19 protein-coding genes are annotated in these 20,242 nt (G+C 64.5%); 11 read left to right on the forward strand and 8 right to left on the reverse strand.

The window, feature by feature from the left end; genetic code table 11:
- Positions 1-248 precede the first annotated feature (248 nt).
- On the forward strand, positions 249-371 hold the full coding sequence (locus ACS5PJ_RS05050) for a hypothetical protein (RefSeq protein WP_439433818.1): 123 nt from the start codon (positions 249-251) through the stop codon (positions 369-371).
- On the opposite strand, the gene ACS5PJ_RS05055 is transcribed toward ACS5PJ_RS05050, so the two are convergent.
- Entirely contained in the window at positions 368-1,981 is a 1,614-nt protein-coding gene (locus ACS5PJ_RS05055) for a phospholipase D family protein (RefSeq protein WP_439433819.1), read from the reverse strand. The two genes, ACS5PJ_RS05050 and ACS5PJ_RS05055, sit on opposite strands and share 4 nt — an antisense overlap.
- A gap of 197 nt (positions 1,982-2,178) precedes the next feature.
- Here ACS5PJ_RS05055 and ACS5PJ_RS05060 point away from each other — a divergent pair, with 197 nt between their 5' ends.
- The 7 genes from ACS5PJ_RS05060 (at position 2,179) to arfA (ending at position 9,294) form a co-directional block, all read left to right on the forward strand.
- The gene (locus ACS5PJ_RS05060; RefSeq protein WP_439433820.1) at positions 2,179-2,652 is read left to right on the forward strand and encodes an SRPBCC family protein; all 474 of its coding nucleotides are present in this window, start codon (positions 2,179-2,181) and stop codon (positions 2,650-2,652) included.
- A 129-nt stretch (positions 2,653-2,781) separates the two neighbouring features.
- The gene (locus ACS5PJ_RS05065) at positions 2,782-3,267 is read left to right on the forward strand and encodes a RidA family protein (protein ID WP_439433821.1); all 486 of its coding nucleotides are present in this window, start codon (positions 2,782-2,784) and stop codon (positions 3,265-3,267) included.
- A 71-nt stretch (positions 3,268-3,338) separates the two neighbouring features.
- Positions 3,339-4,340, forward strand: coding sequence for a LacI family DNA-binding transcriptional regulator (locus ACS5PJ_RS05070; protein WP_439433822.1), 1,002 nt, complete (start codon positions 3,339-3,341; stop codon positions 4,338-4,340).
- A 184-nt stretch (positions 4,341-4,524) separates the two neighbouring features.
- Complete coding sequence (locus ACS5PJ_RS05075) at positions 4,525-5,859, forward strand: extracellular solute-binding protein (RefSeq protein ID WP_439433823.1); 1,335 nt, start codon at positions 4,525-4,527, stop codon at positions 5,857-5,859.
- Between the two features lie 27 nt (positions 5,860-5,886).
- Positions 5,887-6,789: a carbohydrate ABC transporter permease gene (locus tag ACS5PJ_RS05080; protein ID WP_439433824.1), complete on the forward strand. Its 903-nt coding sequence runs from the start codon at positions 5,887-5,889 to the stop codon at positions 6,787-6,789.
- A 2-nt stretch (positions 6,790-6,791) separates the two neighbouring features.
- Positions 6,792-7,688 carry a carbohydrate ABC transporter permease gene (locus tag ACS5PJ_RS05085; RefSeq protein WP_439433825.1) on the forward strand — a complete coding sequence of 299 codons (897 nt, stop codon included), beginning with the start codon at positions 6,792-6,794 and terminating at the stop codon, positions 7,686-7,688.
- 67 nt (positions 7,689-7,755) lie between these two features.
- Entirely contained in the window at positions 7,756-9,294 is a 1,539-nt protein-coding gene (arfA, locus tag ACS5PJ_RS05090; RefSeq protein WP_439433826.1) for an arabinosylfuranosidase ArfA, read from the forward strand.
- A 79-nt stretch (positions 9,295-9,373) separates the two neighbouring features.
- Here arfA and ACS5PJ_RS05095 read toward each other — a convergent pair whose 3' ends face one another.
- The 7 genes from ACS5PJ_RS05095 to ACS5PJ_RS05125 all read right to left on the reverse strand — a co-directional run bounded on the left by ACS5PJ_RS05095 (position 9,374) and on the right by ACS5PJ_RS05125 (position 17,137).
- Positions 9,374-10,228, reverse strand: coding sequence for a fumarylacetoacetate hydrolase family protein (locus ACS5PJ_RS05095; protein WP_439433827.1), 855 nt, complete (start codon positions 10,226-10,228; stop codon positions 9,374-9,376).
- Positions 10,229-10,281: 53 nt separating this feature from the next.
- Positions 10,282-11,463 (reverse strand): L-rhamnonate dehydratase, encoded by a 1,182-nt coding sequence (rhmD, locus tag ACS5PJ_RS05100; protein ID WP_439433828.1) that lies wholly within the window; start codon positions 11,461-11,463, stop codon positions 10,282-10,284.
- The gene (locus ACS5PJ_RS05105) at positions 11,460-12,506 is read right to left on the reverse strand and encodes a zinc-dependent alcohol dehydrogenase (protein WP_439433829.1); all 1,047 of its coding nucleotides are present in this window, start codon (positions 12,504-12,506) and stop codon (positions 11,460-11,462) included. The genes rhmD and ACS5PJ_RS05105 overlap by 4 nt, the downstream gene beginning before the upstream one ends.
- Positions 12,506-13,846 carry an MFS transporter gene (locus ACS5PJ_RS05110; RefSeq protein ID WP_439433830.1) on the reverse strand — a complete coding sequence of 447 codons (1,341 nt, stop codon included), beginning with the start codon at positions 13,844-13,846 and terminating at the stop codon, positions 12,506-12,508. Before ACS5PJ_RS05110 ends, ACS5PJ_RS05105 begins: the two co-directional genes overlap by 1 nt.
- A gap of 102 nt (positions 13,847-13,948) precedes the next feature.
- A complete protein-coding gene (locus ACS5PJ_RS05115; protein WP_439433831.1) occupies positions 13,949-14,791 on the reverse strand; it encodes an IclR family transcriptional regulator in 843 nt (280 codons plus the stop codon).
- Between the two features lie 113 nt (positions 14,792-14,904).
- Positions 14,905-16,092: an acyl-CoA dehydrogenase family protein gene (locus tag ACS5PJ_RS05120; protein WP_439433832.1), complete on the reverse strand. Its 1,188-nt coding sequence runs from the start codon at positions 16,090-16,092 to the stop codon at positions 14,905-14,907.
- Positions 16,093-16,228: 136 nt separating this feature from the next.
- A complete protein-coding gene (locus ACS5PJ_RS05125; RefSeq protein WP_439433833.1) occupies positions 16,229-17,137 on the reverse strand; it encodes a LysR substrate-binding domain-containing protein in 909 nt (302 codons plus the stop codon).
- A 161-nt stretch (positions 17,138-17,298) separates the two neighbouring features.
- Here ACS5PJ_RS05125 and ACS5PJ_RS05130 point away from each other — a divergent pair, with 161 nt between their 5' ends.
- The 3 genes from ACS5PJ_RS05130 to ACS5PJ_RS05140 are packed head-to-tail and all read left to right on the forward strand — an operon-like array spanning position 17,299 to position 20,196.
- Entirely contained in the window at positions 17,299-18,546 is a 1,248-nt protein-coding gene (locus ACS5PJ_RS05130; RefSeq protein ID WP_439433834.1) for a CaiB/BaiF CoA transferase family protein, read from the forward strand.
- Positions 18,539-19,003 (forward strand): acyl-CoA thioesterase, encoded by a 465-nt coding sequence (locus ACS5PJ_RS05135; protein WP_439433835.1) that lies wholly within the window; start codon positions 18,539-18,541, stop codon positions 19,001-19,003. The genes ACS5PJ_RS05130 and ACS5PJ_RS05135 overlap by 8 nt, the downstream gene beginning before the upstream one ends.
- Positions 19,000-20,196, forward strand: a complete 1,197-nt coding sequence (locus ACS5PJ_RS05140) for an acyl-CoA dehydrogenase family protein (RefSeq protein WP_439433836.1) — start codon at positions 19,000-19,002, stop codon at positions 20,194-20,196. The genes ACS5PJ_RS05135 and ACS5PJ_RS05140 overlap by 4 nt, the downstream gene beginning before the upstream one ends.
- Positions 20,197-20,242 lie beyond the last annotated feature (46 nt).

Consider the following 20,242-nt stretch of genomic DNA (forward strand, 5'->3'; position numbering starts at 1 on the left):
AGCGAACGACGGCGGGACGTCCCACCGTCGTACGTCCTGTCCGCCACGGCGAACAGTCCGCAACGGCGAACCAGGAAGGCGGACCCTATGGGTGTCATGCCACCAGCCACGGTGGAAGTGGATGACACGATCGTGCGGGGCCTCCTCCGGGACCAGCAGCCCGACCTCGGCGGGCTTCCTCTGGCCCGGGTTGCGAACGGCTGGGACAACGCGACCTTCCGGCTGGGCGACCATCTGGCCGTCCGGCTGTGCGGGCCCGCGGCTGGGCCCTCATCCTGTCCACGGCCCTGCTGAGCAACTCAGACGACAACCCGCGGATGTACGCCGTAGGCGAGTTCGGGATCGGGCAGGTCCTGGACTGGCTTGCCTAGAACCGGGTGGTACCCCGCAGTTTGCGGGGGCGCCCGTCCGGGTCCACCAGGAAGCGGTTCATAGGATCCGCCCAGAGCCGTTGGAGGCGTGTCACCGGTTCTGTGGTGTGGTGGCGGACTTGGCCCGCCGGGCGGGGCGGGCTGCTGCCGGTGGTGTGCCAATCGTCCAGAGCGTCGGCGGCGGCGTTCCACAGTTTCAGCGCGGCCCCCGGGGCGTGCAGCTGGGGGTCATCCTGGTCCAGGCCCAGGTGTTCGGCCCAGAGCTGTAGCCGGAGTTTGTGGGCCAACGGCCGGGCGGCTCCCGGATCGGCGTCTGCGCCGGTCGCTTCCCCCAGGCCGGCTGTAGTGTCGATGACCGCGCAGGTCAGCTCGCTGTCCGTGGTCCAGGACCGCCGGTTGAAGTTGTCCGAGCCGCACGTGAACCAGGTGTCGTCGATGATGCAGACCTTGGCATGGACATAGATCGGAGTCCCGGCCCTGTTCTCCAGATTGAAGACGCCGAATCTGTCCGGCGCAACGCGGCGTATCCTCTCGATGGCCCGCAGCTGCCCGAGCCGCTTGGGTGGGCCTCCGAACGCGCCGTCGGAGTCCGGGTACCGCGGCACCACGGCGATAACGTTCAGCCCGGGGTTCTGCTCGAGGGCAGCTGCGATTCCGTCTGCGACCTCTGCCGACCACAGGTACTGGTCCTCGATGTAAATCAGGGAGCGGGCCAGGGCGAAAGCCTTCGTGTAGGCCCGGGCAACGCTCCGCTCACCGCCGGGCGCGAACGGGAACGGCGGATGCTTCACACCGTAGGTGCGCAGCAGCTGCACGGCGTGCGGGCCGGCCGGTGGCGGCGGCGGCGCAGTCTCCGGCAGGGCCTCGGGGTGCCGGGGCATATCGGCCATGCGCTGCAGCAGCATCCGGTACGGCGTGCGCCGGTCCAGGGGATGGGGGTCGTTCCACCTTTCAGCAAACAATTCCAGCACGTCCGCCACCACCGGGCCGCGGAGTTCGAGCGCGGCATCGTGCCACGGCGGTTGTTTCCCGTACCGCGGATCCATGGCCACCGCCTGCGGGTCTCCCGCGTGGTCGGCGTCGTCCCGGCGGCTGTGCGAAAGGTCGATCCCGCCCACGAACGCGACGTCCCGCGAAGGGTCATCGCGACGGCGGATGACGAACAGTTTCTGGTGATGGCAGCCGAAAAGCCGCACCCGCTGGTCCAGCAGCACCTCGCCGCCGGCGTCGTTGATCTTGCGGCTGAGGAGCTCATTGGACCGCCAACTCATCGGGGCAGACACGCGCTCCCCGTGGGATCTCCAGATCAGGCCGCGAACTTCCACTCCCGCCCGGGCCAACCCCGCCAGCAGGTCACCGATCGCCGGTCCGTCCTCCGTAAGCCGCTCGTCCGCATCTCCGCGCCAGTCGGTGAACCACACCCGGTCTCCGGCCTGCAAGGCAGACAGCTCCTCATGCAGCCGGGCGAAGTACGTGGCGCCGTGAACGAGTGGCTTGACGAGGTTGCCCTCCGACCACGACGGCGATCCTGCACCTTCCGCGTGCACATGGGTGGCGGAGTTCCCCCGCTCGCTGCCGCTTAAGAACCAAGTACCTGGATTACTGTCCACTTGATGTTCCCTTCGGGAGGCGGGGCCGGTCATGAGGCGTCCGGCCTATTCAGTAGCCTACGTCCCCGGGGATTCCGAACGTCTGGACACAGGTGGCCGCCGGGCTTATCGTCCAGAGGTGGCGGCTGCCTGACTGGCAGGATGGCACGTGCTGCCGGTCCGTTGTTGCGGCCGTCCGTCATGACAGGAGGAAGCAGATGGAACACGTTGAAGAGACCGTTGAAGTCGCAGTTCCGGTGCGGGTCGCGTACAACCAGTGGACCCAGTTCGAATCCTTTCCGCAGTTCATGTCCGGGGTGGAATCCGTAACCCAGCTGACCGACACCACCAACCACTGGGTCACCAAGGTGGGCGGCGTCCAGCGTGAGTTCGATACGGAAATAGTCGACCAGGAGCCTGACGACCGGATCGCCTGGCGCAGCACCGACGGCAAGTCCCACGCCGGCATCATCAGGTTCACGCCATTGGATGCCAATCACACGAAGGTTAAAGTCCATTTCGAATGGGCGCCGGAAACCGTCACTGAAAAGGCAGGCGCCGCGCTGAAGATCGACGAGATGCAGGTCAAGGCCGACCTGCGGAAGTTCAAGGACTTCATTGAATCGCGCGGTACCGAAACCGGGGCCTGGCGTGGCGACGTCAAGGACAGCGGGCCCACCGGGCAGCTCTAGAAGAGGCATGGCCCTGTCCCAACAAACAGAAAGCGGACGACGGCGCGAATCCTCCCGCCGTCGTCCGCTTCCGCTTGTGGTCTCACTGGAGTAGCCTCGCCGCGTGGGCAGCCCGGAAAGGATGCATACATGACACCCGAGCAGAAGCTCGCCGCGGCCGGGTTGACCTTGCCGCCACCTCACCCGCTGGTGGGAACCTTTGCCCTCGTCGCACAGCACGGGGAAATCCTCCAGGTTTCCGGGCACGGGGCGTTCGCGGACGGAGCGCCGATCCATCGCGGCAAGCTGGGAGCGGACCTGACGACGGCGGAAGGAAAGGAAGCGGCGCAGGCCGTCATGCTTTCCCTGCTCAGCACTGTGCGCAACCACCTCGGCGGACTGGACCGGGTGGCCCGGGTCCTGAAGGCCCTCATCTTTGTGAACAGCACACCCGAGTTCACCGAGCACCATCTTGTTGCCAACGGTGCCACCGAAGTGCTGGCCATTGCGTTCGGCGCGGAGCAGCTGCCGGCCCGATCAGCTATCGGGGTCAGTTCCCTTCCGCTGGGCTTCGCGGTGGAAGTAGAGGCAATCGTCGAAATCGCCGCTGCCGCCGCCCGCCCAAACTGGAGGTAACATCGTCAGCAGGCCACCCGCGGCGGCAATCTGGCTGCCGGCCTGGCACGGAAAGTTTTGGAAGGGGAGCATTGCGCGCAACGGTCAAGGATGTCGCCCGCCGCGCCGGTGTTTCACCCAAGACTGTCTCGAACGTGATGAACGGGATCGTCCCGGTGAGCGGGGCCACCCGGTCCAAGGTGGAGCAGGCCATTCTCGAACTGGACTACGTGCCCAACCTTTCCGCCCGCGGGCTCCGGAACGGAAGGTCCGGGGTGATTGCGTTGGCCCTGCCTGACCTTGGCACGCCGTACTCGGCAGAAATTGCCCACCATGTTGTCGAAGTGGCACACGAGCAGGGCTGGATCGTCCAGCTCGAGGAAACCGGCTCGGATCCCCAGCGCGAGCACGAACTTATGGTGCGCGCCCGCTCCAACCTGATCGACGGGCTGATCCTGAACCCCGTGGTGCTGGACGAGAGCGCTGTCCAGGTGGGCGTTGCCCTGCCGCCCGTGGTCCTGCTCGGAGAGGTCAAGCAAAAGCTTGCCGACCGCGTGTCCGTGGACAGTGTCGGGGCCGCGCGGGACATGACCCTTGCCCTGGCCAAACCAGGGCGCCGCCGAATTGCCGTCCTGGGAACCACCCAGGGGCGGGGATCGGCCGCTGCGATCCAGAGAACGCAGGGCTATGAAGAGGCGCTGGCGATCCTCGGCATTGACCGGGACGACTCGCTGCTGATTCCCTGCGAAAAATGGACGCCGCAGACTGCTGCCGATGCACTGACCGACTACCTGGACTCACATCCGCTTCCGGAGGCATTGTTCTGCTTCACGGATTCCATGGCAATCGGCGCCCTGAGCGTGCTCTGGAAGCGGGGCCTGCGGATCCCGGACGACATTGCGGTGGCCGGCTTCGACGACATCGCCGACGGCCGCTATGCCCTGCCCTCGTTGACCACTGTCTCCTTTGACAAGCGCGCCATTGCCAGCGAAGCCCTGCGCCTCCTGACGGAGCGGATGGCGGACAGGGGGCACGAGCAGCGTGTGGTCTCCATTGACTACACGGTTGTGGAGCGCGACAGCAGCCGCGGCTGAAACGAGAGCAGGCCACCAAATTGTTTACGCTAACAATTTTTCCTTGCCGCCTGCTATTACATCGATGTAATGTGAGACCTGCGTCACCTCCTCTGAGGCACTGCCGGGAGCGAAGCGCGCCGGAACCGGAGTTTTGAAACAGCACGTAGCAACCTTTCAGCGGACCCATCCAAAGGAGTGATTGGTGAAGCAGTTTGAATTTTTGCCCGGGAAGCAGTTGTCCCGGCGGCAGTTATTGACGGGAACGGCAGCCCTTGGCAGCGTCCTGGCAGCGGGCGCACTGACTGGCTGCGGCGGAAATGCCCAGGCTGCCGGCGTGCGGGACATCGGGTTCTGGCATTTGCTCTCCGGTGGCGACGGCATCAAAATGCAGGCGATGATCAGCGCCGCCAACCAGGCCAATCCTGACTTCAAGGTGCATCCCACCGTGCTGGCCTGGGGGCCGCCGTACTACACCAAGCTGGCCATGGCCTCGGCAGGTGGGCGGCCGCCGGAACTGGCGATCATGCACGCCAGCCGGGTGCCGGGCTACGCCCCCGGCGGCCTGATCGACCCCTGGGACCTTTCGCTTCTGGCAGAGCACGGCGTGACGGACGCAAGCTTCGCACCGCGGATCTGGGAGAAGAGCCAGCAGAACGGCAAGGTGTTCTCCATCGCCCTGGACTCACACCCGTTCGTCATGTTCTACAACACGGACATTGCCCGCAAGGCCGGCGTCCTGGCCGGCAACGGGCAACTGCAGGAAGTGGCTTCCCCGCAGGAGTTCATGGCCCTGGCCAGGGAAATGCAGAAAGTCACCCAGGCCCATGGGTTGTCCTTTGGCTACCTTGGCAGTGGATCCCAGATGTGGCGGCTTTTCTACACACTCTACAAGCAGCACGGCGCGGACATTACCCTGACACCGGGCCAGCCCATGCAGGTTGACCGGGACGCAGCCATTGAGTCACTGGAATTCATGGCATCGCTTTTTGATGACACCATCGCGGCCAAGAGCGGCGACATCAGCACAGGCATCGCGGAATTCGCCCGCGGCGGCTCGGGAATGCTGTTCAGCGGTGTCTGGGAACTGCCCACGATGAAGAAGGCGGGCCTGCCGGTGGACGCCGCAACCATTCCCACGCTCTACGGCACCCCGGCCGCCTACGCAGACTCGCATTCCTTCGTCCTTCCACGGCAGCTGAACGTGGACGAAGCGAAGCGCCGCGACGTCTACAAGTTCGTCAGCGACGTCCTCAAGGGATCAATCTCCTGGGCGGAGGCGGGCCACATTCCCGCTTACCAGCCCGTGGTGAAGTCGCAGGCCTACAAGGACCTCATGCCGCAGGCGCACTACGCCAATGCAGCAGACGTCATTGCCTACGATCCCGAATCCTGGTTCAGCGGCTCGGGCTCCGACTGGCAGACCTTCTTCGCGGAGAACGTCCAGAACGTCCTCCTGGGACGCGACAAGGCGGCCGCAGGTTGGGACGCCTTCGAAGAGCGCACCAACCACCTTCTTTCCCGGCCCAACCCCGTCTAACCGCACCGAGCGACAAAGGAGTCCTTCATGAGTTCTTCACTAGCAGCCCGGCGGAGCCCCGGGAGCCTCACCAGGAGCAACCTCAGTGGTTGGGGGTTCGCCGCGCCCTTCCTGGTTTTCTTCCTCGTTTTCCTTGTCTGGCCCCTTCTTTACGGCGTCTACATGAGCCTCACCGGCAAGTCCCTCACGGGAGCCAACGACAGCCTGATCGGCTTCGCGAACTACGCCGAAGCCCTGGCCGACGCCGGCATGTGGCGCTCACTCGGCAACACCCTGTACTTCACGGTGATCAGCACGGTCCCGCTGGTACTGGTTGCCCTGGTGATGGCCGCACTGCTCAACGTCGGATTGCCCGCCCAATGGCTCTGGCGGCTCTCCTACTTTGCCCCGTACCTGCTCGCCTCCACCGTGGTCTCGCTGTTCTTCACGTGGATGTACAACCCGCAGCTTGGCCTCATCAACGATTCCCTGTCCAAGATCGGCATCCCCAAAGTCGCCTGGCTGAACGACCCCAACGTGGCCATGTGGGCCATCGTCATCGCCACGCTCTGGTGGACCGTGGGGTTCAACTTCCTGCTGTACCTGGCCGCGATGCAGAACATCCCGCAACAGCACTATGAGGCAGCATCCCTGGACGGCGCAGGCGCCTGGCGCCAGTTCTTCTCCATCACGCTGCCGCAACTGACACCCACCACCGTGATGATCGTGCTCCTCCAGATCCTGGCCTCGCTCAAGATTTTCGATCAGGTGTACCAGATGACCGCCGGCGGCCCCGCAGGATCAACCCGCCCCGTGGTGCAGTACATCTTTGAAACCGGGTTCACCGGCTACCGGCTGGGCTATTCCGCAGCCATCTCCTACATCTTCTTCGGACTGATTGTGCTCGTCTCGGTCATGCAGTTCGTCATCACCCGCCGCAGGAGTGCATAACCATGGCAATTCAGACCCTCGACCGCGCCGAGTCAAGCACAAGCACCAGCCAGGAACTACGCCAACCCCGCAAGAAGATGACGGCAGGCAAGATCGCCGCCGTCGTAGTCGCCGCGCTGATCGCAGTCCTCTGGCTGATCCCTTTCGCCTGGGCAACCGCCACGGCTTTCAAGACCGAAACGGATGCCGCAGCACCCAAGATCACCTGGGTGCCGCCGTCGGGCTTTACTGCCGAAGCGTTCGTGAAGGTTTTCCAGGACGGCAACATCCCTCTGTGGACGTGGAACTCGTTCTACACCTCGGCGGCCATCACGGCCATCACCCTGGTGATCTCGGCACTGGTGGCGTACGCCCTGTCCCGGATCGACTTCAGGGGCAAGAAGGTGCTGATGACGGTGATCATCGCCTCCATCATCATCCCTCCGCCGGTCCTGATCATCCCGCTCTTCTACCAGATGCTCGCCCTGCACATGATCGACACCTCGTGGGCCATCATCCTGCCGCAGGTCATCCACCCGGCCATGGTGTTCGTACTCAAGAAGTTTTTCGACCAGATTCCCCGCGAACTTGAAGAAGCCGCGGTGATGGACGGGGCCAGCCGCATGCGGATCTTCACCCAAATCATCCTGCCGCTGTCCCGGCCCATCCTCGCCGCCGTCGCCATCTTCGTGTTCATCGGCGCCTGGAACAACTTCCTGTGGCCCTTCATTGCCACCAACGACGGCGCGCTCCTGACCCTTCCGGTGGGCCTGCAGACCATCAAGAGCGCCTATGGCATCCAGTACGCACAGAACATGGCGTCCGCCCTGCTCGCGGCGCTGCCGCTCATCCTCGTCTTCCTCTTCTTCCAGCGCCAGATCATCAAGGGCGTCGCGACGACGGGCCTCGCCGGAACCTGAACCGGCACCTTCCGCCTGCCAACCAACGCCACGAACAGACCTGAAAAACAACCTAGGAGTGCTGAACATGTCCCGCGCACGGATCACCCTCGACCGCGACTTCACCATCGGCGAAGTACCCCGCCGCCTCTTTGGCTCCTTCGTGGAGCACATGGGCCGCTGCGTCTACACCGGCATCTACGAGCCGGGCCACCCTGAAGCGGACGACAACGGCTTCCGCCGTGACGTCCTCAAGCTCGTGAAGGAACTCGGCGCCACCGTCATCCGGTATCCCGGCGGCAACTTCGTCTCCGGGTACAACTGGGAGGACGGCATCGGCCCTCGGCAGGACCGTCCCCGCCGGCTGGACGGCGCCTGGCACACCGTGGAGTCCAACGCGTTCGGTCTGCACGAATTCGTTGACTGGTCCCGCCTGGCCGGCACGGAAATCATGGAAGCCATCAACCTGGGCACCAGGGGAGTGGACGCGGCCCGCGAGATCGTGGAATACGCCAACCACCCCGGCGGCAGCTACTGGTCCGATCTCCGCGCCAAGAACGGCCACAAGGATCCGTTCAACATCAAGCTCTGGTGTCTGGGCAACGAGATGGACGGGCCGTGGCAGATCGGCCACAAGACCGCCGAGGAATACGGCCGCCTGGCGCAGGAAGCCGCCAAGGCCATGCGCTTCGTGGACCCGGACATCGAGCTTGTGGCCTGCGGAAGCTCCAACTCGGGCATGCCCACCTTCGGCGCCTGGGAACAGACTGTCCTGACCCACACCTACGAGGAGGTGGACTACGTCTCCCTCCACGCCTACTACCAGGAACACGACGGCGACGTGGGCAGCTTCCTGGCCAGCGCCGTGGACACCGACTACTTCATCGAATCAGTCATCGCCACCGCCGACGCCGTCCGGGCGAAGGGAAAGCACAAGAAGCACATCAACCTTTCCTTCGACGAATGGAACGTCTGGTACCAGCGCGGCCTGGACACCGAGGACCAGCCGCACAACGTCGCCAAGGCCGGCTGGCGCGAGCATCCGCGCGTCATCGAGGACAAGTACAACGTGACGGACGCCGTGGTGGTGGGAACCCTGCTGAACTCGCTGCTCCGCCACGGCGACCGGGTCAAGATCGCCAACCAGGCGCAGCTGGTCAACGTCATCGCGCCGATCCTCAGCGAGGAAAACGGTCCCGCATGGCGGCAGACGATCTTCCACCCGTTCGCCCGCATGGCTGAGCTGGCCAAGGGCCAGATCCTGCGCCTGTCCGTCGACTCGGACAAGTATGAGAACGCCCGCTTCGGCGACACCGACCTCGTGGATGTCAGTGCCACATGGAACGAGGAGACGGGCCGCGTGGCGCTCTTCCTGGCAAACCGCGGCCTTGAGGAAGCGGCGGACATCGAAGTCTCATTGCGCGGGTTTGATGCCCGCCAGGTGCTCCGCGCGGAGGTCCTGGAAATTCCCGACGGCGGGGACCGTTTCACCGTCAACACCCAAAGCCGGCCGGACCAGGTGGGGCTTAAGCCCTTGGAAGGGGCGAAGGCGACAGGCTCGGAGCTCCGGGCAACGCTCCCGGCGCTGTCCTGGGCCGTGATTGAGTTGGACGTCGCAAAGAACTGACTCGAGCGGCTTCAACAGGGAGCGGACGACGGCGGGAACCCACCCGCCGTCGTCCGCTCCGGTCGTCGCGCCTCAGCCGCTACCGCTGGTGGCTGACCAGCTTCTGCTCCTGCCTGCCCAGCTTCTCGATGGAGATTTCCATCGTGTCCCCTTCGCGCAGGTAGGGGAACTTGCCGGACAGCGCCACACCCTGCGGGGTTCCGGTGTTGATGATGTCGCCCGGATCCAGGACCAGGTACTGGGAAAGATGCCAGACGATGTGCGCCACGGAGAAGATCATGTCTGCCGTCGTGGAATCCTGCCTGGTCTCGCCGTTGACGGCTGAGCGCAGGCGCAGCTGCTGCGGATCTCCCACTTCCTCGGCCGGGACCAGCGAGGGGCCCAAAGGGTTGAACGTGGCGCAGCATTTGCCCTTTGACCACTGGCCGCCCGAGTGCTCCACCTGGTAGGCGCGTTCGGAGACGTCATTGCTGACGGCATAGCCGGCAACATAGTCCAGCGCCTCTTCCGGTGAAGCGAGGTACGAGGCCCGTTTGCCGATGACGACGGCGAGCTCCACCTCCCAGTCCACCTTTTCTGCTCCCGGGGGGATGACCAGGTGGTCAAACGCGCCCACCAGGGTGTTGGGGTGCTTGAAGAACAGGATGGGGACCGACGGCGGCGCGTCGCCCGACTCCGCCGCATGCGCGGCGTAGTTCTGGCCGATGCACAGCACGGCACCGGGCTTGGCGACCGGCGCGCCGACGCGGAGCGACGCCGCGCCGACGAGTTCGGGGAGGCCGGATGCGATGGCGGCCCGGGCTTTGGCGATGCCTCCGCCGCCGAGGAATTCGCCGTCTATGTCCGCGGTGATGGAGCGCAGGTCGAAGTATTTTCCGTCCTGCGTGGCTACCGGGATTTCCTGGCCGGGTTCGCCGAGGCGCATGATTTCCATTGAGTGTGTTCCTGTTCGCAAAATTCTTGTAATGACTGTCGGGGTATGGCGGTTCAGTGCGTGTAGGGCCGAAGCTTCTCCAGCGCGGGATTCAGCTCGACGCCGAAGCCCGGCGTCTCCGGGACCTTCAGTTTGCCGTTCACCGGTACCGGCTCGCCGAGCAACATCGGCGAGAACATGGGCACCACTTCTTCAGCCGTTGGGTGCATCATGAGGAACTCGGCGAACGGGCTGTTGGTCCGGGTGACAACGAAATGGTACGAGTACACGGACGATCCGTGCGGGATCACCAGTGCCCCTGCTGCGTCGGCCATCGCTGAGATCTTGGTCAGCTCAGTGATGCCGCCGCACCAGCCGACGTCGGGCTGGAGGATATCCGCGCACTCCATGTCCAGCAGCAGCTTGAAGCCCCAGCGGGTCGCCTCATGCTCGCCGGTGGTCACCAGCATCTTCGGCGGGACCTGCTTCTTGAGCTTGGCGTAGCCCCAGTAGTCATCCGGAGGGAGTGCCTCTTCAATCCATTTGAGGTTGTACTCCGCCGCGCCGTGCGCCAGCCGGGTGGCGTATTCGAGGTCAAGCGACATCCAGCAATCGAGCATGAGCCAGAAATCGTCACCCACCTTCTCCCGCATGTCCCGGATCATCTCCAGGTTCTTGCGCAGCCCCTCCTCACCCTCGGCAGGCCCGTGGTGCAGCGGCATCTTTCCGCCGATGAAGCCGAGCTTCTTGGCGACGTCGGGCCGGGCGCCTGTTGCGTACATCGTCAGCTCATCCCTGACCGGGCCGCCAAGCAGGGCATAGACGGGCTCCTGACGGATCTTCCCGAGGAGGTCATAGAGCGCCAGGTCCACTGCGCTGATGGCGTTGAGCACCACGCCCTTGCGGCCGTAGAAGAGTGTGGACTTGTACATCTGGTCCCAGATTTTTTCGATGTCCGTGACGCGGGCGCCTTCGACAAACCGGGCGAGGTGCTTCTCCACGATGAAGGCGCCGAGTTCGCCTGCCGTGGTGACGGCGAAGCCTACGGTGCCGTCGTCGGCCTCGATCTCGACGACGAGCGTGCCCAGGACGTTCAGCCCGAAGCTCTGGCGGGACTGCCGGTACTCCGGATAGACGGACATGGGCGTGGCGATGTGGTCATCGATCCAGTGCCCGGCATCCTGGTCGTGGTAGTCGGCTCCGCCTCCGCGCAGCGTGTAGGCGCGGACGTGGCGGATGCGGTTTTCGATGCTCATTGGCTGTTCCTTGCTGAATCGAGGCGGATCAGTACTTTGCCGGCTGTGCCGTCGGCTGCCGCGAGCCCGGCGAACGCGGCGTCGGCGTCCTCCATTGAGACCTCACGGCTGATCAGTTCCGCCAGTACCGTGGAGCCCTGGTCCACCCAGGCGGCTGCATCGCGGAAGTCCTGGTTGTTGTAGCAGAAGCTGCCCACGATTTCCCGTTCCTCCGTTGACACACGGTAGGCACTGAAGGCCAGCTCGGGCGAGCCCATGCCGACCAGCGAGACGATGCCGCCGAACTTGGTGGCGTCGAGGGCACTGGCCATCGTGGGTTTGATGCCGACGGCATCCACTGTTGTATCGGCCAGCCGGCCAAAGTGTTTCCTGACCTGCTCATCCAGCTGGCCTGCGGCGGGGTCGAGGGCTGTGGCGCCCAGGCGCTCGCAGAGCGCCCGCCGGGCGGGGTCCATTTCGGATACGAGGACCTGCGCCGCGCCTTCCTGGAGTGCCGCGAGGATGACGGACTGGCCGATGGGGCCGCCGCCGATCACCAGGACTTTCTGGCCAGGCTGGACCCTGGCGCGGCGGACAGCGTGGAAGGCCACTGCCAGAGGCTCGATCAGGGCCCCGTAAACAATGGGCGTGCGGGGGGACAGCGCCACGACATTCTCCGCGGGAACCGCAACCTGTTCGGCAAAGGCGGACACGATCGCGGGGTTCACGCCGATGACGGTGCGCTCCGGGCAGTGCTGTTGCTGCCCGGCGTCGCATGCTTCGCAGGAGTTGCAGCTGATGAGCGGGTTAAAGGTCACCGGCTGCCCGACGGTGAAGCCGAAGCTGTCCGTCCCGGTTTCGAGGGAGGCAATGCGGCCCACTGTTTCGTGGCCCATAACCTGTCCCGGCACGCGGCGTCCGTTTTCCCCCGTGTATCCGTGGATGTCCGATCCGCAGATGCCGGTGGCGACGACGTCGATGAGCACCTCGCCCGGGCCGACGGCCGGTTCGTTGCGGTCCGCCAACACCAGCTGCCGGAAGTTTTTCAGTTCAAGTACTCGCATTAGTGCACCTTTTCGGCGATGGGCTGGGTCAGTGGATTGCTGTCGGCGATCTTGCTGATCCGGTGGCTGTTGAACAGCAGGACTGCTCCCAGGAGTGCCGTGAAGGCCAGGAGGAAAAGCCCCGCGTTGGGGCCGAAGGAGGCCTCCGCCCAGGTCTTGGCAATGGGTGCGACAAACCCGCCGAGGCTTCCGATGGAGTTGATGAGCGCGATTCCGCCCGCGGCGGCGGCGCCCACCAGCATGCCGGTGGGAAGCGTCCAGAACACAGGCTGCACGGAGATGAAGCCGGCCGCGCCGAGGGAGAGCGCCGCCAGTCCCATGACCGGGTTGTCCGTCAGTGCGGAGCCAAGAATGCCGAGTGCTGCCGCAGTCAGTGATGCTGTGGCCACCAGCCGGCGTTTGCCGGTCTTGTCTGCGAGCCGGCTCAGCAGGAACGTGGCAAGCATCGCGATTCCCCAGGGAACAGCCGTCATCAGCCCGACGCCGAGGCCCACCTTCGCGCCTACCAGTTTGGCGATCTGGGTGGGCAGGTAGAACGTGACGCCGTAGACGCTCATCTGGATGGTGAAGTAAATAACGCAGAAGTAGAGGACTTTCGGATTCGCCAAGGCGCGAAGGGCGCCCTTCGGGGAGTGGTCGGCCTTGACCTGGTCTTCCGCATCGAGTGCGGCGGTCAGGGTGGCGCGCTCGCTTTCGTTCAGCCACTTGGCGTCGGCGGGTCCGTTGTCGAGGTAGGAGAAGGCCCAGATTCCGACGGCCACGGTCAGTGCGCCGGTGACGATGAACATGAGTTGCCACCCCTGCAGCCCACCCAGGCCGTCAAGGTCGAGAAGCATGCCGGAGAGCGGACCGCCGAAGATGAACGCCAGGGGCGCGCCGAAGTAGAACAGACCGTTGACGCGGCCCCTGAACTGGGTGGGGATCCAGTAGGTCAGGTAGAGGATGACGCCGGGGAAGAATCCGGCTTCGGTGATTCCGAGGAGCACGCGGAGAACGTAGAACGCCCACTCGGTCTGGGCAAACATCATCAGTGCCGAGACGATGCCCCAGCTGATCATGATCCGGGCCAGCCAGATTTTGGCGCCGAGTTTGCGCATGAGGATGTTGCTGGGAACTTCCAAGGCCGCGTAGCCAAGGAAGAAGATGCCCGCCCCGAGTGCATAGGCTGCATCGGAGAGGCCGGTATCCGCCTGGAAGGCGGCCTTGGCGAATCCCAGGTTGGCGCGGTCCAGGAAGGCCAGGATGTACATCAGCAGGAGTACGGGAATGAGCCTGCGGGTTACACGCCTGACGATCGGCGCCAGCGCTTCGCTGGTGGGAGCTGTCCTTGGAAGTGACACACTAACTCCTCATCGAGTTCATGATTATGAATTGCTGTTCACGGATGTGAACGAAATGAGTATGGCACAGCTCACAGGAGGGTGCAAGCAAGAATTTGAGTGCTACGCAGTGCGCTTCGAACTGTCCCGATCGGCGGCATAGGAACTGTCCGCGGGGATCATCACGTCCGGTTCCCTGACCCCCAGGAGGGCGCGGATTTCCTGGGAGGCGGCCACCAGCGGCCTCAGGATGCTGCCGGGCCACTCGGCGTCGGTCCTTGCAGTGGGCATCGTCACGGAGAGGGCGGCGTACATCCCCCCGCCGGACTTACTGGTCAGGGGAACTGCAACGCAGCGGCAGCCGTCAAGGTATTCCTCATCGTCGAGGGCAAATCCGTTCGTCTTCGCTGCGGCGACGAGCGCCGTGAGGTCCTCGACCTCAGTCACCGTCTTCTCGGTGAGCCTCGGAAGCGCCACTGATTCCAGGCGCCTGCGCGACTCGTCGGGCTCAAGCATGCTGAGCAGGGCTTTGCCGATGCCAGTGGCATGGGCAAGCAGCCGCATGCCCACGGAGGAGCCCAGGCGCATGCCTCCGGGTGCCTGGCTGATGGCGATGTAGACGTTTTCGACGCCGTCCAGGAGGGCAAGCTGAACGGTCTCGCCGAGAGAGGCGGAGAGGCGGTCCATGACGGGTTTGGCCACGTTGGCCAACGTCTGGTGCCCGGTGTAGAGCTGCCCTACCTGCCATGCCCGGAGCCCCAGTGAGTACTGCTTGTTCGCGCTGTTGTGGTCCAACCAGCCGGCAGCGCACAGCGTATTGAGCAGCCCGTGGGCGCTCGAACGCGGAAGGCCTAGCCCCTCAAGGATTTCGGTAAAGCTGGCGGAGCCCTTTCCCGCTACGAACTCCACCACAGTCAGCGCACGGTCCGCTGATTTGACAGTAGGGTTGCCGCGGTCGTCCGTCATGTTTGCTCTTCCGTAATGGTGGTCCGGAGTGTTACCTGCATGCGCCTCTTGTTCACATACTTGAATTATAGTCGGCCGTTCGGGGCAACGTAGTCCGCCGGACCAGCTCAACGTTATCCCTGACGGAACGCGGAGATTCCCGTGATGCGCTGGCCCAGGATGAGGGTATGGACCTCGTCCGTGCCCTCGTAGGTGCGCACGGATTCGAGGTTGTTGGCGTGGCGCATCGGCGAATAATCCAAAGTGATGCCGTTGCCGCCAAGAATGGTGCGGGCCTCGCGGCAGATGGCGATAGCCTCGCGGACGTTGTTGAGCTTCCCCACGGAGATCTGTGCCGGATCCAGCGTCCCCGCATCTTTCAGACGCCCGATGTGGAGCGCCAGGAGGGTGCCCTTCTGGATTTCCAGCAGCATGTTAACAAGTTTCTCCTGTGTCAGCTGGTAACCGGCGAGGGGTTTGCCGAACTGCTGCCGCTCGCCGGAATACGCGAGCGCGGCTTCGTAGGAGTCCCTGGCCGCGCCCATTGCGCCCCACACGATTCCATAGCGGGCTTCGTTGAGGCAGGCGAACGGTCCGCCGAGTCCGCGGGCGCCGGGGAGCAACGCCGTAGCCGGCAGCCGGACGTCGTCCAGGCTGACGTCGCACTGGATTGAGGCACGCATGGACAGCTTTGAGCCGATCGGTGTCGCGGTGAAACCGGGTGTGTCCGTGGGCACGATGAAGCCGCGGACGCCGTCGCGCGTGGCGGCCCAGATGACCGCGATCTGGGCCACGGAGGCAAGCCCGATCCAGCGTTTTGCGCCGTTGATGACCCATCCGCCATTACCGTCAGGCTCCGCGAAGGTGGCCATGCTGGACGGGTCTGAACCGGCGGTAGGCTCGGTCAGCCCGAAGCAGCCGATCATTTCTCCCCGTGCCATCGCCGGGAGGTGTTCTATTTTCTGTTCTTCGGACCCCCACTTGTGGATGGCGCTCATGGCCAGCGATCCTTGGACGCTGACGAAGGTCCGGAGCCCGGAATCCCCCGCTTCCAGTTCCATGGCTGCCAGACCGTATTCGACGGCGCTGCGGCCTGGACAGCCGTAGCCCTTCAGGTGCATCCCGAGGACTCCGAGCTTTCCGAGTTCCGCCACGAGTTCCAAGGGGAAGTGGGCGTCCTCGTACCAGCCTGCGATGTTGGGTCGGATACGTTCGTTCACAAACTCCCGGACAGTGTTTCGCAGCTGCAGCTCATCCGTGCTCAGCAGGCTGTCCAGGTTGAGCACGTCGTCAAGGACCAGGTCGGGTGTGGCTACTGTCACGGCTTGTTCTCCTGGGATGTCATGTGGCTGGATCGTCATGTTCCCGGCTTGAATGCCGGTGGTATCCGACCACTGTGCCAGCCGGATCGCGCCAGATCCAATACCAAGATCGACACCCTGCGATGTCACAGGCGTATCAGGGAACCGCCAAACCCGGGGACGGCAGTACGTCTTCCGAAATCCGCAGGACCTCCCGCAACGCCGGGCTGGCGTTGTCCTTCCGCCAGACCAGCCGCAACTCGATGACATCGACAGGGTCCGCCAGCGGCACGAAGGTGATACCGGGGTGGCTGAAGTTATCCGGGACGGAGGAGACCGTCAGGGCGACACCGATTTCGGCCGCCACGAGAGCCATGAGCGTCATGGAATCCGGGGCCACCTGGATGATCTCGGCCGCGAAGCCAGCCGCGCTGGAAAGTCGCCGGAGATGGTCGTGGAGGATCGCTCCCGGATGCTCCGGCAGGGTGACGAACGGCTGATCCGCAAGCTCGGACATCCACACGCTGCCCTGACCACTCAGGGGATGGCTCTCGTGAAGGGCAACCACCAGCCGTTCCATCGCCACAACCCGGGAGTCCAGGACCGCGGGGATGAAATTCCAGCGGCCCAGACCCACTTCCATGGCGCCGCTCAGGACCTTGTCCATGGCCGGCAGGGCAAAGTTGGAGCTGGACAGCTCGAAATCGATTCCGGGGTGGGTCTCCCGGACGCGCTTGGCGAGCCTGCCTATCATCACATGCGAGGACATGCCCGCGAAAGCAACCCGCACGCGCCCGGTTTCGCCGCGGCCCGCCGAGGCGACGGCGAGGCTCGAGCGGCGGCAGGCTTCCAGAATGTCCCGCGCCGGAGCAAGCAGCGCCTCCCCCTCAGCCGTCAGCTGCACGCTGCGTGTGCCTCGGATGAAGAGCTGTGCATGCAGTTCATGCTCCAGTCTCTGGATGGATCGGCTCAGGGGCGGTTGTGCCATGTGGAGCCGGAGTGCGGCCCTGCCGAAGTGCAGTTCCTCGGCCACGGCCAGGAAGGCCCGGATCTGTTGGATTTCCAAGCCCGTCAGCTCCCACTCGGGCTAGCGTCATTCTTCATAGGCCCAAGATACCCAACGCGGCGAAACCGGCCCGGGTATCAGTCCGGTACCGGATGAGTATTGGACGCGAAGCTGTCCCCTTGTGAGGGTTAGTGATGCAGACCACACATTGGAGGAGCAAAATGGCACAACGCAGTGAGCCGGCGGCTGACGGACAGAACCGCACCGCCGGATCCGGAGACCGGCGGGGTGCTGACGTCCTGGGCCGGGAAGGTACCGGTCCCCTCGCCGGCGTCGTCATAGCGGATTTCAGCCGCGTGCTTGCCGGCCCCTATGCCACGATGCTCTTGGCTGACATGGGCGCCACAGTAATCAAAGTAGAGGGCCCCGACGGCGACGACACCCGCACCTATATGCCCCCCGTGCGGGACGGTGAGGCCACGTTCTTCCTTGCAGTGAACCGCAACAAGCATTCCATCGCGTTGGATCTCAAAGACCCGCAGGACCTGGACGTGGCGCATTCGCTGATCCGTTCCGCGGACGTCCTGATCGAGAATTTCAAGCCCGGCAGCATGGCGCGGCTTGGCCTGGACTACGCTTCCGTTGCCGAGCTGAACCCGGACATCATCTACGCCTCCATCACAGGGTTCGGTACCGGTGGTGGTGCGCACATCCCAGGCTATGACCTGCTCGTGCAGGCCGCCTCGGGGATGATGAGCCTGACAGGGGACCAGGACACGCAGCCCTACCGGGCCGGCATAGCGCTCTTTGACGTCATTACGGGCCTGCACGCGGCCATCGGCGTCCTCGGGGCCCTCCACCATAAAAACCAGACCGGCGAAGGCCAGTTGGTTGAGTTGAACCTCCTGACCTCGGCGTTGTCCGGTATGGTGAACCAGTCCGCGGCGTACGTGACCGGCGGCGTGGTACCAACCCGGATGGGGAACGAGCATCCCAGCATGTACCCGTACGCGCCGATGCAGACGGGCGACGGCATGCTCATTGTCGCGACCGGCAATGATGCCCAGTTCGTCCGGCTGTGCGCGGCACTCGGAATCCCCGGGATCGCCCTGGACCCGAAGTTCGCCAAGACCAGGCAGCGCAACGCGAACCGGGACGAGTTGCGCGAGATCCTCCACACCCGCCTGGCCACTCAGTCCGCCGCCCAATGGTTCAGTGAGCTGACTGCGGCGGGGCTGCCGTGTGCCCCCATCCAGGATGTGCGGGGCGGGGTTGATTTCGCCGAACAGTTGGGGCTGCAGCCCGTGGTGCTGGCAGGCAGCGGGACGCGGAAGATTCCAACGGTCCGGCATCCCGTTGAGTACTCCCGGACCCCCGTGGACTACTCGCTCGCGCCGCCGGAGCTCAATGAAAGCTCCGAACTGGTCCGCCGCTGGCTGTCGCACCAGAAAGCGCTGACCCATGCCTGAACCGTACCGGACCCGCATCTCTCCGCGGTGGTCTGACCAGGACCTCAACGGACACGTCAATCACGCCGCCGTCGTCACGCTGCTGGAGGAATCGAGGATCAAGTGGCGGGCCGAGATGCCCGAAAACCACCAGGCCGGGGCCACCCCCACCGTCGTGGCCGCCCTCGAGCTGAATTACCGGCGTCCGGTACACCACGGGGACGACCTCGACATTGAACTTGCGGTCAGCAGGATCGGCACAAGTTCCTTCACCCTCGAATTCAGCGGCGCCCAGAACGGAGCACTGGCCGTCGAAGGCCGGACAGTGCTCGTCTCGACCTGGCCCGAAACCGGCAAGGCCCGCTCCCTGGCAGAGCACGAGCGGCACTGGCTCGCCCGGTTCCAGCACCCGCCGGCACGCACGGAAGCCCGTGAACCACAGATTCCCCACCGCATACCCCTGGAGCTAGCCCAATGACACCTGAAACGGCCGAACACGGCACCGACTTTTACCTGTTGGACGACCTCCTCACCGCAGAGGACCGGGCGCTGCGGCTGAGGGTCCGGAACTTCGTGGACAAGGATCTGCTGCCCGTTATCAACAACTACTGGGAACGCGCCGAGTTTCCCTTTGAACTGATCCCGAAACTCGCGGCCCTCGGCATCGTGGGAACCACCATCAGCGGATACGGCTGCCCCGGGCTGAGCCGCCGCGCTGCCGGGATTGTCGCGGCGGAAATCTCCCGTGGCGACGGTTCGGTCAACACGTTCCTCGGCGTCCAGTCGGGCCTGGCGATGGGAACCATCAACATGCTTGGCAGCGATGAGCAAAAGGAACGCTGGCTTCCATCGATGGCCACCCTGGACAAAATCGGCGCCTTCGCCCTGACCGAGCCGGATCACGGCTCGGACTCGGTGGCCCTGGAGACCAGCGCCCGGCGGGAAGGCGACAGCTACATCCTCAATGGCCGGAAGCGGTGGATCGGCAACGCCAGCATGGCCGACGTCGTCATCATTTTCGCCCGCGACGAAGAGGACGCCAAGGTCAAAGCCTTTGTGATGGAGCGCAACGACGACGGCAGCTACCCCGACGGGTACACCACCGACGTCATCACCGGCAAGATCGGCAAACGGGCGATCCTCCAGCCGGACATCACCCTGGACAACCTCAGGGTTCCGGCAGGCAACCGCCTCACCGGCTGCCACTCGTTCAAGGACGTCACCCGCGTCCTCACCTCCACCCGCAGCGGAGCCTCCTGGGAATCGCTCGGCCACGCCACGGCGGCGTATGAGATCGCGGTCGACTACGCCAAGACTCGGCAGCAGTTCGGCAAACCGATCGGCAGCTTCCAGCTCGTGCAGAACAAGCTGGCCAACATGCTCGCCGAGCTGACGGCCATGCAACTGGTCTGCTTCCGGCTTGCCGTGCTGGCCGAGGACGGCCGGATGACCGGCCCCATGGCATCGCTGGCAAAAATGCACACAGCCCGGAAGGCCCGATGGATTTGTTCCGAGGCACGGGACATGCTCGGCGGCAACGGCGTGCTCTTGGAAAACCACGTCGCCCGGCACATGACCGATATGGAAGTCGTCTCCACCTACGAGGGCACCGACTCCATCCAGTCCCTGTTGGTCGGCCGCGAGATCACCGGCATCTCCGCCTTCAGCTAGATCCGGCGCCGCCGGCGCCGCACACGAACCAATGAGCTCCACGCAA

The sequence above is a fragment of the Pseudarthrobacter cremeus genome (assembly GCF_051857465.1).
In the GTDB taxonomy this organism is placed as follows: domain Bacteria; phylum Actinomycetota; class Actinomycetes; order Actinomycetales; family Micrococcaceae; genus Arthrobacter.